Genomic DNA, 14,798 nt, shown 5'->3' with positions numbered 1-14,798 from the left:
CTGCCGAATCTGCGGCTGGCACAAGAGCCGAAGATCGCAATTTTATCCTCGCAAATGGCCAGCCAGGCGCGCGCGCCCGGAGGCAGCTATGCCTATCGCGCCTCCAAGGCGGCGGCGCTGAATATCGGACGGAATCTGGCGGCCGATCTGCAGCCGGAGGGGATTTCCGTAGGCATTTATCACCCCGGCTGGGTGCGCACCGATATGGGCGGTTGTGAAGGCGATATCACGGTGGAAGAGTCGGTCGCCGGGCTGATCAATGAATTCGCAGTGCTGATCCTGGATACAACCGGCTGTTTCCACACCTGGGACGGCCGCATTCACCCCTATTGAACCGGCTGAGGCAAAGCAGGCAGAGGCTCCTGCTCTTGCAGGTGGCTGACTGCGCCAGCCCCCTTTGCGGATTTGGGCCGGGCGCCGTGCACCGGCACGGTGCCATGCCTAACCGGCATGGGGTCTGCCAAGGATCGCAGCCGGGCGGGAGACTTTGCCTGTTTGCAATCTGCGTGCCGTTGAAGACATGGTGCGCATGAAAAAGCCGACGCAGAACCCGCGCCGGCTTTTGTCGTTCTGATCAGGCCTGCCACAAGTGGCGGCTGACTTGTCACTCCCAGCAGCTGACCAGCACGGTCATGCCGGAAGCCAGCCGGGTCAACGCTGCGTTGGGCAGGCTGCCTGCCGATGCGCTCTGGGCTGCGGGGCTCAGGCCAGCGTTGTTCAGCGCACCGCGGATGGCTTCGGCCTTCACCGCAAAGCTTACATCCTCGGGCAGCTGCTTGCCTTCGATTTGGCGCGGCAGCAGCATCCCAAGAACAGCGCCGGTGCTGTCCAGGACCGGGCCGCCGGCGTCACCGGGCTGTGCGGTCAGTTCCAGCCGGGAGACGCCGGTGTTGCCATCCAGGCTTTTGACGTCAGCGACTTTGCCCCAGGTGAGGCTCGGTGCGCCCAGAACGCCCTCATAGGAGAAACCTGACACGGCGACCTCGGACTGCAACCGCGGCGAGGCTGTGCTGAGTTCGGCAACTGCGGCAGGCGCCAGCGCTTCGGCGGGGCGCAGGATGGCGATGCCGTCTGCAGTGTTGTTGGCCGCCACTTCAGCCTGATACCCATGATCCAGGGTGATCCGGGTGCAGCCGGCCACCACATCCGAGGTGGTCAGCACGCTGCCGCCGCTATCGACAAAGAAGCCGGAGCGCGACAGTTTCGGCTTGCGGATCTCAAGGCCGGAAACCAAGTCAATGTTTTGCACCTCATCGCCGCCCGCTGCCGGGTCCAGCACCCCGTCGAGACGGGTGAAGCTTGCTTGCATGGCTGCCAGAACGCGGGTGCGGCGGTCTTCATCGCCGGCCGGCCAGATCAAAGTGAAGCCTTTCAATTCGCCGTTTTTCAGGCTGGCCTGAGTGAAGGAGACGATCTTGCTGTTGCGGCCTTCGATGGTGAAACTGTCCTTGCCGCGCTGGCGCGGGCCCTCCAGGGGCACGATCTCAAGCGTCTGAAGGATGTCATAGAGGCCAAATAGGGTGCGTTTATCGCCGGGCTGGCTGATCAGCAGAACTTCTGCCGCCAGATCACCCTTGGCAGCATAATGGGCAAAGGGCGATTCATAGCGGTCGAACGCGACTTCATCCGCCGGGATCTGCAGGGCGATACCGGCCTTGGCGTCTTCCACGCGGGCCATGCCGACTGAGATCAGCGGGGCGTTGTACTCATCCATCAAGACCTGGCGCTGGGCGGTGGTCAGAACGCCGGTCGGCTCAAATCCGCGCGCCGCCTGCCAGTCGCTCATCGAGCCGCGGGTGCCGCGGCCAAAGGCGCCGTCGATGCCCGAGTTGTAGAAGCCTGCAGCCTTCAGCGCGACCTGCAGCTGCATCCGCTGCTCACGTGACAGTGCGCTTTCGCTGCGGCGCGCCTCGGCTGGGGTCTCATCCGGCAGGTTTGACTGCAGGGCTGCCTCCTGCTGCGGCGCCGGGTCTTCTGCTGCAAGGGCTGCCGATGCAGGGGCCGGTGCCGGCTGCGCCGGAGCCGATGCATCAGCTGCCACGGGATAGAACTGGTTGCGCAGGTTGCGGCGGAACGCGATGAAGCTGTCGCGGGGGATTTGCCCCTCGGCACGGTAGACTTGCAGAACCCGTTCGGCATCGTCGCGGGCATAGGGGCCCAGAACCACCCCGTACCAGCCGCCGCCAAGCGCATAGCCTGACACATCGGGCAGGCGCGCGGCAAAGGTGCGGGCTTCGGTTTCGGCCTCGCGCAGGGACTGGCGGGCGGCGATCTGGACCCACACCGCATCGCGGCTGCTTTGCGCTGAAACAGGCGCGGTGAACGCAATGGCCAGCGCAATCAGCGGCAGCGCCAGAGCGGCAAACAGTTTTTTCATTGTCAGGGCCTCGTATCCCGGAAGAACTCTTATTCTTTGCCGCGGAGGTTAAGCACTTTGGCGCGGCAAAGGGAACTCCTCATCGCAGGGTGAATTCCCGCCCCGTTGCCGCATTCCCGCACATTTGTTGCCGATGCGCGGTCTGGTTCAGGCCGGAGGGCGCAGTGTTAGCACCCGCAGGGCGTTGACCCTGCCCATAGGCTTGCATAGGAAGATCCCCGCAATTGCTGCCCCAAAAGGGATAAGAGATGACCCAGACCAACGGCGCGCCGCGCTCCTTCCAAGAGATAATCCTGAGGCTTCAGAATTACTGGGCCGCCAAAGGCTGTGCCGTCATGCAGCCCTATGACATGGAAGTCGGCGCCGGGACATTCCACCCGGCGACCACGCTGCGTTCGCTGGGCTCAAAACCCTGGGCCGCCGCTTATGTGCAGCCCTCGCGCCGCCCGACCGACGGGCGCTATGGCGAGAACCCGAACCGTTTGCAGCACTATTACCAGTATCAGGTGCTGATCAAACCCTCGCCGCCGAACCTGCAGGATCTGTATCTGGGCTCGCTGGAGGCCATCGGCGTCGACATGGCGATGCATGACATACGCTTTGTCGAAGACGACTGGGAGTCGCCGACGCTGGGCGCCTGGGGCCTGGGCTGGGAAGTCTGGTGCGACGGTATGGAAGTCAGCCAGTTCACCTATTTCCAGCAGGTCGGCGGCCATGACTGCCACCCGGTCTCGGGCGAGCTGACCTATGGTCTGGAACGCCTGGCGATGTATGTGCTGGGTGTCGACCATGTGATGGACATGCCCTACAACGATCCGGATGCACTGATCCCGCTGTCCTACGGCGATGTGTTCAAGCAGACCGAAGAAGAATACGCCCGCTGGAACTTCGACGTGGCCAACACCGAGGTTCTGCTGCGCCATTTCGAAGAGGCCGAGGCCGAATGCGCCGCCATCCTGGCACAGGAGCACATGGATCCCAAGACCGGAAAGCGCATTATCATGGCGCACCCGGCCTATGACCAGTGCATCAAGGCTTCGCATATCTTCAACCTGCTGGATGCCCGCGGGGTGATCTCTGTCACCGAGCGGCAGGCTTATATCGGCCGGGTCCGCGCTCTGGCCAAGCAATGCGCCGATGCATTCGTGCTGACCGGCGCCGGCGGCTATACCGCCGAAAGCGCGGCCTGAGCAGAGTAGGCGCGTTATGGGAAAGTTCCTTGCTTTGATCCTGATCCTGTCGGCGCTCGCCGCCGGTGGAACGATGTACTACCTGCAGGTCTACGGCTTTTACGAAGACGTGCAGCTTCAGCCGGGCCGCGACGTTGCCCTGGTACCGCTGGGCGGCGGCGAGGCACAGCCGATTGCCTATTCGGAGTTTGCGGCGATAGACGCCGGCAGCTCTCCGATCCGCTACCGCGCCTGTTTCACCACCATGGTGACGCCGGACGAACTGGCGCAGGTTTTCACCCTGTCGGACAAGTTGGAGCCGCGCAATGCGCCCGACTGGTTTGACTGCTTTGATGCAGCAGCTATCGGCGCCAGACTGGCGGATGGTTCGGCCAAAGCCTTCCTGTCGGTCAAGAACATCTCCTATGGCGTCGACCGCATTGTCGCCGTCACCGATGATGGCCACGGCTATGTCTGGCATGAGCTGAATGACTGCGGCCAGAAAGCCTATGACGGCACCGTGGTGGGCGAGGAATGCCCGCCCCGCCCCGCGGCAGGCGAGGCATTCGACACCGGGCAGGCGGAAGAATGACTTTCTCCGCTGCACCGGCCTTTTCCCGAATTTCTGCTGCGCCCGCCCGCGCGGCCACCCGTGAGGACATCTGATGCCCGATCTGCTGATTGAACTCTTTTCCGAGGAAATCCCGGCCCGCATGCAGGCGCGCGCCGCCGAGGACCTGAAGAAACGCGTGACCGATGGCTTGGTCGAGGCGGGTCTCACCTATGCCGGTGCCGCGGCGCTGTCGACGCCGCGCCGTCTGACCCTTGCCGTCGACGGCCTGCTCGCCGAAAGCCCGACCATTCGCGAAGAACGCAAGGGGCCGAAGGTCGGCGCGCCGGACAAGGCGATCGAAGGCTTCCTGCGCGGTGCGGGCCTGACCCGGGACCAGCTGGAGGAGCGCGACACCCCCAAGGGTGCGGTTTATTTCGCCCAGATCGAAAAGCCGGGCCGCCCGGCGGCGGAGATCATCGCCGAGGTTCTGGAAGCCACTATCCGCAATTTCCCCTGGCCAAAATCCATGCGCTGGGGTGCGGGCTCTTTGCGCTGGGTGCGCCCCTTGCATTCGATCATGTGCATCCTGTCGGATGAGGCCGGGGCCGTTGTGGTTGATCTGGACATCGACGGCATCAAGTCCGGCAACACCACCCGCGGCCACCGTTTCATGGCGCCGGCTGAGATCTCCGTCACCAGCTTTGACGACTATGCCGCAAAGCTGAAGCGCGCCCATGTGGTGCTGGACGGCCGCGAGCGCGCCGAGGCGATCTGGCAGGAGGCCACCAATCAGGCCTTTGCCTCGGGCCTCGACGTGGTTGAGGACAAGGGCCTTCTGGCGGAGGTCGCCGGTCTGGTCGAATGGCCGGTGGTGCTGATGGGCGCCATCGACGAAGAGTTCCTGGAGCTGCCGCCGGAGGTGTTGCAGACCTCCATGAAGGAGCACCAGAAGTTCTTCTCGGTGAAGAACCCCAAGACCGGCCGGATCGAGAAGTTCATCACCGTCGCCAACCGCGAGACCGCGGACAATGGCGCCACCATCCTGGAGGGCAATCAGAAGGTGCTGAGCGCGCGTCTGGCGGATGCCAAGTTCTTCTGGGAAAACGACCTGCGCACCGCCAAGTCCGAGGCGGGCATGAGCGCTTGGGTGGAGAACCTTGGCAACGTGACCTTCCACAACAAGCTGGGCACCCAGGCGGCGCGGATTGACCGCATCGCCGCGCTGGCCCGCGAGATCGCGCCGGTGGTGCGCGCAGACGCCGATCTGGCGGAGCAGGCGGCGCGGGTGGCCAAGGCGGATCTCTCCTCGGAAATGGTCTATGAGTTCCCGGAGCTTCAGGGCCTGATGGGCCGCTATTACGCTGAGGCTGCCGGCCTGCCGCAAGAGGTGGCCAACGCCTGCGAAGCGCATTATTCGCCGCTTGGGCCGGGTGACGATGTGCCGTCGGAGCCGGTTTCGGTTGCGGTGGCGCTGGCCGACAAACTGGACACGCTGACCGGGTTCTGGGCGATTGACGAAAAGCCCACCGGCTCGAAAGACCCCTTCGCCCTGCGCCGTGCGGCGCTGGGGGTGATCCGGCTGGTGCTGGAGAATGATGTGCGGATGCCTTTGGACCGGTTCTTTGATGCACAGCTGCTACGCCATAATATCTCTATTAATACCGGCAATGCTGGAGACAGTGAGCTTTCAGTACTGCGTGTCATTCTCAATGAAATTGCTCAGCATGGTGTTTTTGGTGCGGCAGTGCAAACTGTTCTCGAAAGCCGGGGAGATCCGGAGCTTAGGCTTGTCGAGAAATTGCGAAAGGAGTTACCTGATACATCGCTGGACCTCCTCTCGTTCTTCCACGACCGTCTCAAGGTGTTCCTGCGCGATCAGGGCATCCGCCATGACGTGATCGACGCCTGTATCGCGATGGAGGGCAACGACGACCTGACCCTGCTGGTAAAACGCGCCCGCGCGCTGGAAGACTTCATGAAGACTGAAGACGGCACCAACCTGCTGCAGGGCTTCAAACGCGCCAACAATATCCTGTCCCAGGCCGAGGAAAAAGACGGCGTCGAGTATTCCTATGGCGCCGACCGCAAATTTGCCGAAGATGCCACCGAGACCGCACTGTTCGACGCGCTGGAAGCAGGCGGGGCGGCGATCTCCCCGGCCATCGAGGCCGAGGATTTCGCGGCCGCCATGCGTGGCATGGCCGCCCTGCGCGCACCCATTGATGCCTTCTTTGAAGCGGTGCAGGTCAATGCTGACAGCGAAGTGATCCGCCGCAACCGCCTGAACCTCCTCAGCCAGATCCGCCAGGTCTGCGGCCAGGTGGCGGATCTCACCAAGGTCGAAGGCTAAGCGGCACACCCGCTGCTTCTTTCTGCTTGAAAATACTCCCCGCCGGGGGCACCGGCCTTTCCGCAAGGGAAGGCCGGTTTTCTTTTGCAGAACCGCCCTCAGTTGCCGGCGGGCGGTGACAAGACCCTTGCGCCATCGCGTCTTCCCCTTATGGTGACTTTCAAAGGAGACGTGCTGCAGTGCAGAAAGATTTTGAACAGACCCCGCCGGCCTCGCTGATCACTCCGACTGCGCCGATTGCCACCGCCACCCATGGCGGGCGGGCGAAATGCCTGCAGCGGCTGGAACGGCTGAAGCTGCCGGTGCCGCGCACGGTGGCGCTGTCTTTCGATGCGGTGCATTCGATTGCCGAGGGGCGGACGCCGGATCTGACTGCAGTGCTTGCAGAATTCGACCCCGAGGCGCTGCTTTGCGTGCGCCCGTCTTCCGAGGATCCGGATTGGGGCGGCCCGGGCGCGATCCTGAACATCGGCATGAACGATGCGCGTTATGTCGACCTCTGCGACAGCCTGGGACGCGACGCGGCGGCAGCGTTGTACCTGCGCTTTGTGCAATCTTATGCGGTGCATGTGGCGCGGCTGGACCCCGATGTGTTCGATGATGTCGAGGATGGCGGCCCTGATGCGCTGAGCGAAATCCTGCACGCCTATGAGGCGGAAACCGACGAACCTTTCCCGCAGGACCCGGGCGAGCAGCTGGCGGCTGTCCTGCGCTCGATGGCGCGGGCGTGGGAGGGCACCTCGGCGCGGCTGTTGCGTCAGGCCAAGGGCGCACCTGCTGATGCCGGGCTGGGGCTGGTGGTGCAGGAAATGATCCCCGGTGTCGGCCAGGGCGAATGCGGCTCAGGTGTGCTGCAACTGGTGAATTCGACCACCGGCAGCCCGCAGCTGACCGGCCGCTATCTGAGCCAGAGCCAGGGGCGCGATGCGCTGGGGCCGGGGGCCAAAGCGCTGTATCTGGCCAGGGATACACGCGGGCTGTCGCTGCAGGAACTGGCGCCGGAGGCCTTTGCGGACCTGCAATCCCATGCTGCGCTGATGCGTAAGAAGCTGCGTGAGGAAATGCAGCTGGAATTCGTGATTGAGAACGGCCGCGTGCATATCCTTGACGGGGTGCGGGTGGGGCGTTCGGCACAGGCGGCGGTGCGGATCGCTGTGGCGCTGGCCGAAGACGGGATCATTCCTCAGGAAGAGGCGCTGATGCGGGTGGATGCGCATATCCTGAATGAAATGCTGCACCGCCAGGTGGCGCCGGATGCGAGGCGGGATGTCATTGGCCGCGGCATTGCCGCCAGTCCGGGGGCGGCGACCGGCAAGCTGGTCTTTACCGCGGCCGGGGCGCAAGCCAGCGCGTCGCGCGGGGAGCCTTGTATTCTGGTGCGCCGGGAAACCTCTCCCGAAGACGTGCGCGGGATGCATGCCGCTGCCGGGGTGCTGACTGAGAAGGGCGGCATGACCAGCCACGCTGCGGTGATCGGCCGCGGGCTGGGGCTGCCGTGCATTGTCGGGGCGTCGAACATGAAGTTCCACAGTAAGCGCAAGATGCTGGAGTCCGCGGATGGCCGGGTATTCCGGGCTGGGGACATCATCACCATCGACGGCAGCAGCGGCCAGGTGCTGGCGGGGCAGCCGGCAATGCTTGAGGCGGCCCAGGACGGGGCGCTGCAAACTTTGCTGGCCTGGGCGGACGATGCCCGCGACATTGGCATCCGGGCCAATGCAGACACGCCGGAAGATGCTGAAACAGCAAGGAAATTCAATGCGCAGGGCATTGGCCTCTGCCGGACGGAGCATATGTTTTTTGAACCCGGACGCCTGACGGTGATGCGGGAGATGATCTTTGCCGAAACGCCGTCGGGCCGCGAGGCGGTGCTGGAACGGCTGCTGCCGATGCAGCGCGACGACTTCCGCGAACTGTTCCGGATCATGGAGGGAATGCCGGTTTGCATCCGCCTGTTCGACCCGCCGCTGCATGAATTCCTGCCTGCGACCAGGACCGGCCAGCGGGAACTGTCCGAAGCATTGGGCATCCCGGTCAGCGATGTCACCCGCCGGGTCGAGGAAATGGGCGAATACAACCCAATGCTGGGCCTGCGCGGCGTGCGGCTGGGCGTTACCGTGCCGGAAATCTATGACATGCAGGCACGGGCGATTTTTGAGGCAACACTGGAAGCCTCGAAATGGGGTGAGCCTGTGGTGCCTGAGATCATGATCCCGCTGGTTTCGGCCAAGCGCGAGGTGGAACTGGTCAAGGCCCGCATCGATGCAGTGGCTGCGGCAGTCAAGGCGGAACGCGGCGAGGATTTCACTTACCGTCTGGGGGTCATGGTGGAAACGCCGCGCGCGGCGCTCAGGGCAGGCGAAATTTCACCGCACACCGCGTTCCTTAGCTTTGGGACCAATGACCTTACCCAGATGACCTATGGGCTGTCGCGCGACGATGCGGGGCGGTTCATGTCGGATTATGTGAACCAGGGCGTCTTTCCCGAAGATCCATTTCATGTGCTGGACACCGACGGAGTGGGGGAGCTGTTGAAACTGGGTGTGCAGCGCGGCCGGGCGGAGAACGGGGAGATCACCCTGTCGATCTGCGGCGAGCACGGCGGCAACCCCGAATCGATTGCCTTTTGCCGTGATGCGGGCTTTGACTATGTCTCCTGTTCCCCGTTCCGGGTGCCAGTTGCGCGTTTAGCCGCAGCCCAGCTGGCAATTTCCGCAAAGACCGGTCAGACGGCGCCAACATACACAAAATATTAAGTAAACCTGGGCCATCCAGCAGCCGCCGATGTAAGACCGGCGGTGTGAGTGTGTTCCCCGTGATTGTGGTTGCCCCCCGAACGCTGGACGTTTCGGGCCTTTTCCCTTAAGGGATGCGACCGCATGTGCCGGGGGAACCGGGCACAAGCTGCTAGGACGGGGGAACCCTGAATGAAATTGTTGACTATGATTGCCGTGATGGCTGCCACCATCGCGATTGGTAAAAGTGTTGCCGCCGAAACCGGCCTGGGTACGCTGATCGAGCGTGAACAAGCCAGTCTGAGCGCGGTGCCTGAGCGGAAGTTCAACGGATTTTTCGGAATCCGCAACAATCCGTTCAAGACCCGCAAGGCGCGGCCGCAGGTTGAATACAGCAAGGCCTGGCTGGACGCCCAGCCAAAAGCTGCCGGCGGCGAGCAATTCGCCTGTCTCGCCGAAGCGCTGTATTTCGAGGCCCGCGGCGAAACCGTCAAAGGACAGTTCGCAGTTGCCGAAGTGATCCTGAACCGGGTCAAGAGCGCGCAATTCCCGAATTCGCTTTGCGGTGTGATCAAGCAGGGTACCGGGCGCAAGTACCAGTGCCAGTTCACCTACACCTGTGATGGCCACAAAGAAGTGATCAACGAGAAGAAGGCGTATCAGCGCGTGGCCAAGGTGGCACGTGCAGCGCTGGACGGGCTGAAGTCAGAGCTGACCGGCGGTGCGACCTACTATCATACCACGGCGGTTCGGCCGCGCTGGAGCCGCACTTTTACAAACACCACGCGCATCGGTGTGCATCTGTTCTACCGTGACGAACGTTACCGGACGGCGCTGAGCAACTGACCGCCTGAAGGCGGCACGTCAGTGCCGCTTTCGGCCACTGGCGTGGCGTTTGCGGGACTGTTATGAAGCCCTCGAAATACTATTGTTGTGTCCCATCACTTGACACAGCCAGCCAAAGGCCCGTTTTCCCATGCCCTCTGAAATCCGCCTTGCCTTTGCGCACCCGTCTGAGCGTTCCGTGGCCACTGCTGCGCCCGGGCCACTGGACCGCATTTCCTTGCGGGACCATATTGTCGAGGTGGAGATCGGCGCGTTTCAGGCAGAGCGCGGCACCACCCAGCGGATATGTTTCAATGTGGTGGTGGAAATCTCGCCGCTGCCGAAGGATCTGGATGATGATGTCGACCGGATCCTGTCTTATGACAAGGTATCGGAGGCCATTGCGCATGAGCTTGCGGCCGAGCGGCTGAATTTGCTGGAAACCCTGGCCGAACGTGTGGCTGAGCGGATCCTGCTGGAGCATCAGGCCGTGCGCGCTTTTGTGCGGATCGAGAAGCTGGACAGGGGCCCCGGAGCGCTGGGTGTCGAGGTGGTTCGCTCCAAGGATCAGATTACCCATCTGGTGGATGAGGAGGAGCGCCCGCATCCGCGGCTGATGTATTTGTCCAACGACGCCATCGACAGCGGCAACCTGACCGCCTGGATCGACCAGATGGAATGCCGCCAGCGGCCGCTGATCCTGTGTGTCGGGACACACCTGCTGGAGGTTCCCACCACAGGCCACAAGTGGACCCAGCGCCGGATTGATCTGCTGGCGATCGAACAGAATGCCTGGCGCCTGGCGGCCAAAGATGACCGTTGCGTTGTGGTCTCGACCCGGACTGAGCTGGACTGGGCGATGAAGAACCGCCAGATCTGCGTCTGGGCCCCTTCCAAGATCGTTCTGGACGCGGTGGACGGACCCTCGGCGCCGCCGTCGAACTCGGTTGCTTTGGCGGCGTGGTTCGCAGCGACCTTTGCAGCGGGTGAAATGATTGTGCTTGGCGGGGATTTGCCTGATAATCCCGGAGTCCCCTTGCGGGCCGTCAGCGTGGAGCAAACACAACTGTGACATATTACCGGCCATTGGTTCAGCACGGCGAGACGCGCCCCGAAGGTGCGGTTCCGCTGGCAGGAAGTTCGTTGTGGTTCACCGAGGTTGAAATCCTGAACCGTGAAGGGCCGCCGCGAGTTGCTCCGGCCGGGTTTGTGCCCGAAGCAGAACGCCGGCGCCTGAGCGCGCGCCGGGCCTCTATTGCCGGGCTGGACATGACCCAGCCGCAGATCATGGGCATTCTCAATGTGACGCCGGACAGTTTTTCGGACGGCGGTCGGCATTCCGGTGTCGAAACCGGAAAAGCGGCAGCGCTGCAGATGGTGGCTGATGGTGCCACGATCATCGACGTGGGGGGCGAATCCACCCGCCCGGGCGCCGAAGAGGTTTCCGAGGCCGAAGAGATAAAGCGCACAGCGCCAGTGATCGCTGCAATCCGCGCAACCAGCCCGGTGCCGGTCTCTATCGATACCCGCAAGGCCACCGTGGGCATGGAAGCGCTGGAGGCGGGGGCCAACCTGCTGAACGACGTCTCGGGATTCACTTTCGATCCGGCGCTGGCGCCGTTGGCGGCCCAGGCAAGCGTGCCGGTCTGCATCATGCATGCGCAGGGGGATCCTGCTACCATGCAGGACCAGCCAACTTACGCCAATGTTCTGCTCGACGTCTATGACTTCCTCGAACAGCAGATCGACCGGCTGGAAGCGACCGGGGTGATCCGCGAGCAGATCGTGATTGACCCGGGCATCGGCTTTGGCAAGTCGCAGGCGCATAATCTGACTCTGCTGCGCAATCTCAGCCTGTTCCACGGGCTCGGCTGCCCTATCTTGCTGGGCGTGTCCCGTAAGGGTTTCATCGGAAAAATCGGCAAGGAGCCGCGCGCTGATGCCCGCGCGCCGGGCTCGATTGCCGTAGGGCTTGCGGCCTTGGGGCAAGGCGTGCAATTCCTGCGGGTGCATGACGTTGCTGAGACGGTTCAGGCACTGCGACTTTGGCAGGCCGTCCGCTGAGGCTTTTGGCAGGAAAAGCATAATGCGTAAACTTTTTGGCACGGATGGCGTGCGCGGCACGGCTAATTCCCATCCGATGACCGCCGAGATGGCGCTGCGCATCGGCGCCGCTGTCGGACGGTATTTCCGGCGTGACGGGTCAGGCGTGCATCGGGTGGTGATCGGCAAGGATACCCGGTTGTCCGGCTACATGTTTGAAAACGCTTTGACGGCGGGGCTGACCTCGACCGGCATGAATGTGTTGCTGCTGGGACCGGTGCCGACGCCCGCGGTGGGGCTTATGACCCGCTCGATGCGAGCCGACTTGGGGGTGATGATTTCGGCCAGCCACAACCCCTCCGAGGATAATGGCATCAAGTTCTTCGGCCCCGACGGGTTTAAACTGTCGGACAGTGCCGAGTTGGAGATCGAAGGCCTCATCGATGCCGGCGTCGAACCGGCGCAGGCTGCCAATATCGGCCGCGCCAAGCGGATCGACGATGCCCGGTTCCGTTACGGCGAACGGGTTAAAAGCTCGCTGCCGCGCAATCTTGGCTTTAACGGTCTGAAAGTGGTGATTGACTGTGCCAATGGTGCGGCCCACCGGGCGGCGCCTGAGGTCCTGTGGGAACTGGGCGCCGAAGTGATCCCGGTGGGGGTGTCTCCGGATGGCTTGAACATCAACCGCGGCTGCGGTTCAACCCAGCCTAAAGCCGCGGCAGAAGCGGTCGTCGCGCATGGTGCCCATGCCGGTATTTGCCTGGATGGCGATGCCGACCGGGTGATCGTTATCGATGAAACCGGCACCGTGGCCGATGGCGACCAGCTGATGGCGCTGCTGGCCAGCCGTTGGGCGGAGCAGGGCCAGCTGTCAGGCGGCGCGCTGGTGGCGACGGTGATGTCGAATCTCGGGCTGGAGCGGCACCTGGAAAGCAAGGGGCTGGGTATGGAGCGCACTGCTGTTGGCGACCGCTATGTGGTTGAGCGGATGCGCGAAGGCGGCTTCAACCTGGGTGGAGAGCAGTCGGGCCATATCGTGATGAGCGATTACGCCACCACCGGCGACGGGCTGATGGCGGGGCTGCATTTCTTGGCCGAGATGGTGCAGACCGGCAAGAAGGCGTCTGAGCTGGCGCATCAGTTCCAGACCGTGCCGCAGCGGCTGCGCAATGTGCGCTTTCAGACTGGCCAGGCGCCGTTGGAAGATGCGCAGGTGCAGGAGGCGATTGCGGCTGCCGAGAAGATGCTGAACGGGCAAGGGCGCCTGTTGATCCGCAAGTCGGGCACCGAACCGCTGGTGCGGGTGATGGCGGAATGCGAGGACGCCGGGTTAATGGCGCTGGCGGTCGACAGCGTGGTGGCTGCGGTCGAGGCCGCGGTGGCGGAGTAACCCGGCGGGGGCGCTCAGCCCCCTTTGCCGAACAGGCGGCTCAGCTTGCCGAACTGGCTTAGCAGCAGCCCGCCCAGGATCAGCGCCAGGGCTGCAAACAACTGCGGCGGCAGGGTCTCGCCCAGCAGTGCGGCCCCGAAGATCACCGACCAGACCGGCACTTGGTAATTCACGGCCGACAGGAACGCCGGACCGGCGCTGCGGGCAACCTGGACCAGCAGCACCTGGGCCAGCGCAGTGGGAAGCAGTCCAAGGTAGATCACTGCACCCAGCGGCAGGACGGCAGGCAGTTCCGGCACACCTTCGGCCCAGAGCGCTGCCGGGATCATCATGGCGGCACCGCACAGGAGGGCGGCGGCCGAGAGGGACAGCATGTTCACCTGCGGGCAGAGCCGGGTGATAATCGAGCCGATGGCATAACACAGCGAGGCGCCCAGACAGGCCAGGCGGGCAAGCGATTCATAATCAGTGCCGGCGGAGCGGAAGGCATCAAGCCCGATCAGTACCACCACTCCGGCAAAGCCGATGAAGAAGCTGACGGCACGGCGCAGGGTCATATGCTCGCCCGGCACCAGCAGATGCGCTAGCGGCAGCACGAACAGCGGCACCACCGCCATGCAAACCCCGGCAAAACCGCTGGCCACATGGGTCTGCCCCCAGCTGAGCAGTGAAAAGGGCAGGGCATTGGAAAAGGCCCCCATTCCAAGCGCGCAGACCCAGATAATGCGGCCCTCGCGCGACCGCAGGGAGGGCAGGCGTAGGCCCATGGCAAAGAGCACCCCCAAAAGGCTGAGCGCGCCGATTGAAATCCGCAGCGCGGCAATGGTCATCGGTGGCAGGCCCCGTAGCGCCAATGACACAGCCATGAAAGAGGCGCCCCAGATTACTCCGAGGAACAGAAGTTTGGCCCAATTGGCGGAGCCGGGGGAGTCTGGCATGGAGACGTCTCAATGAGCCTTGAATGAAAAAGGGCGCCCCGATGTGGAGCGCCCTGCAGAGGAATTAGGCTGCGAAAATATCCGCGGGCGCCTTAGTTCTTCTCTTTGTCGACCATCTTGCCGGCCGAGATCCAAGGCATCATGCCGCGCAGCTTGGCGCCGGTCGCCTCGATCGCGTGCTCGTCGTTGGCACGGCGAGACGCTTTGATGGTCGGCTGGCCAACCGCGTTTTCCAGCATGAAGTCGCGGACGAATTTTCCCTGCTGAATGTCGTTCAGCACCTCTTTCATCCGGGCTTTGGTTTCGTCGTACTTCAGGATCCGCGGGCCGGTGACATACTGGCCGTACTCGGCGGTGTTGGAGATCGAGTAGTCCATGTTGGCGACGCCGCCTTCATAGATCAGGTCGACGATCAGCT

The 14,798-nt window shown here is 63.3% G+C and carries 11 protein-coding genes and 1 pseudogene; 9 read left to right on the top strand and 3 right to left on the bottom strand.

Features of this window, described 5'->3' with window-relative positions:
• Positions 1 to 333: SDR family oxidoreductase (locus VOI29_RS14525; RefSeq protein WP_323779965.1), on the top strand; the 333-nt coding region annotated here is incomplete at its 5' end.
• Between the two features lie 271 nt (positions 334 to 604).
• Here VOI29_RS14525 and VOI29_RS14520 read toward each other — a convergent pair.
• Positions 605 to 2,377, bottom strand: a complete 1,773-nt coding sequence (locus VOI29_RS14520) for a trypsin-like peptidase domain-containing protein (protein ID WP_323779962.1) — start codon at positions 2,375 to 2,377, stop codon at positions 605 to 607.
• A gap of 248 nt (positions 2,378 to 2,625) precedes the next feature.
• Between VOI29_RS14520 and VOI29_RS14515 the strand changes: the two genes are divergently transcribed.
• From VOI29_RS14515 to glmM, 8 genes are all read left to right on the top strand, one after another.
• Complete coding sequence (locus VOI29_RS14515) at positions 2,626 to 3,567, top strand: glycine--tRNA ligase subunit alpha (protein WP_323779959.1); 942 nt, start codon at positions 2,626 to 2,628, stop codon at positions 3,565 to 3,567.
• A gap of 16 nt (positions 3,568 to 3,583) precedes the next feature.
• A complete protein-coding gene (locus VOI29_RS14510; RefSeq protein ID WP_323779956.1) occupies positions 3,584 to 4,138 on the top strand; it encodes a DUF6446 family protein in 555 nt (184 codons plus the stop codon).
• 73 nt (positions 4,139 to 4,211) lie between these two features.
• Entirely contained in the window at positions 4,212 to 6,449 is a 2,238-nt protein-coding gene (glyS, locus tag VOI29_RS14505; protein ID WP_323779954.1) for a glycine--tRNA ligase subunit beta, read from the top strand.
• A gap of 179 nt (positions 6,450 to 6,628) precedes the next feature.
• Entirely contained in the window at positions 6,629 to 9,205 is a 2,577-nt protein-coding gene (locus VOI29_RS14500) for a putative PEP-binding protein (protein WP_323779951.1), read from the top strand.
• A 171-nt stretch (positions 9,206 to 9,376) separates the two neighbouring features.
• Positions 9,377 to 10,030, top strand: coding sequence for a cell wall hydrolase (locus tag VOI29_RS14495; RefSeq protein ID WP_323779948.1), 654 nt, complete (start codon positions 9,377 to 9,379; stop codon positions 10,028 to 10,030).
• A gap of 130 nt (positions 10,031 to 10,160) precedes the next feature.
• Complete coding sequence (locus VOI29_RS14490; RefSeq protein WP_323779946.1) at positions 10,161 to 11,081, top strand: dihydroneopterin aldolase; 921 nt, start codon at positions 10,161 to 10,163, stop codon at positions 11,079 to 11,081.
• Positions 11,078 to 12,073, top strand: coding sequence for a dihydropteroate synthase (gene folP / locus VOI29_RS14485; protein ID WP_323779944.1), 996 nt, complete (start codon positions 11,078 to 11,080; stop codon positions 12,071 to 12,073). The genes VOI29_RS14490 and folP overlap by 4 nt, the downstream gene beginning before the upstream one ends.
• A 22-nt stretch (positions 12,074 to 12,095) precedes the next feature.
• Entirely contained in the window at positions 12,096 to 13,442 is a 1,347-nt protein-coding gene (glmM, locus tag VOI29_RS14480) for a phosphoglucosamine mutase (protein WP_323779941.1), read from the top strand.
• A 14-nt stretch (positions 13,443 to 13,456) separates the two neighbouring features.
• Here glmM and VOI29_RS14475 read toward each other — a convergent pair whose 3' ends face one another.
• Entirely contained in the window at positions 13,457 to 14,380 is a 924-nt protein-coding gene (locus VOI29_RS14475; protein WP_323779938.1) for a DMT family transporter, read from the bottom strand.
• A gap of 92 nt (positions 14,381 to 14,472) precedes the next feature.
• Positions 14,473 to 14,798, bottom strand: a pseudogene (locus tag VOI29_RS14470) (ketol-acid reductoisomerase); the annotation flags it as partial.

The organism is Leisingera sp., from assembly GCF_034669605.1.
Classification (GTDB): domain Bacteria; phylum Pseudomonadota; class Alphaproteobacteria; order Rhodobacterales; family Rhodobacteraceae; genus Leisingera.
This window is presented reverse-complemented; position numbering and strand designations above follow the sequence as displayed.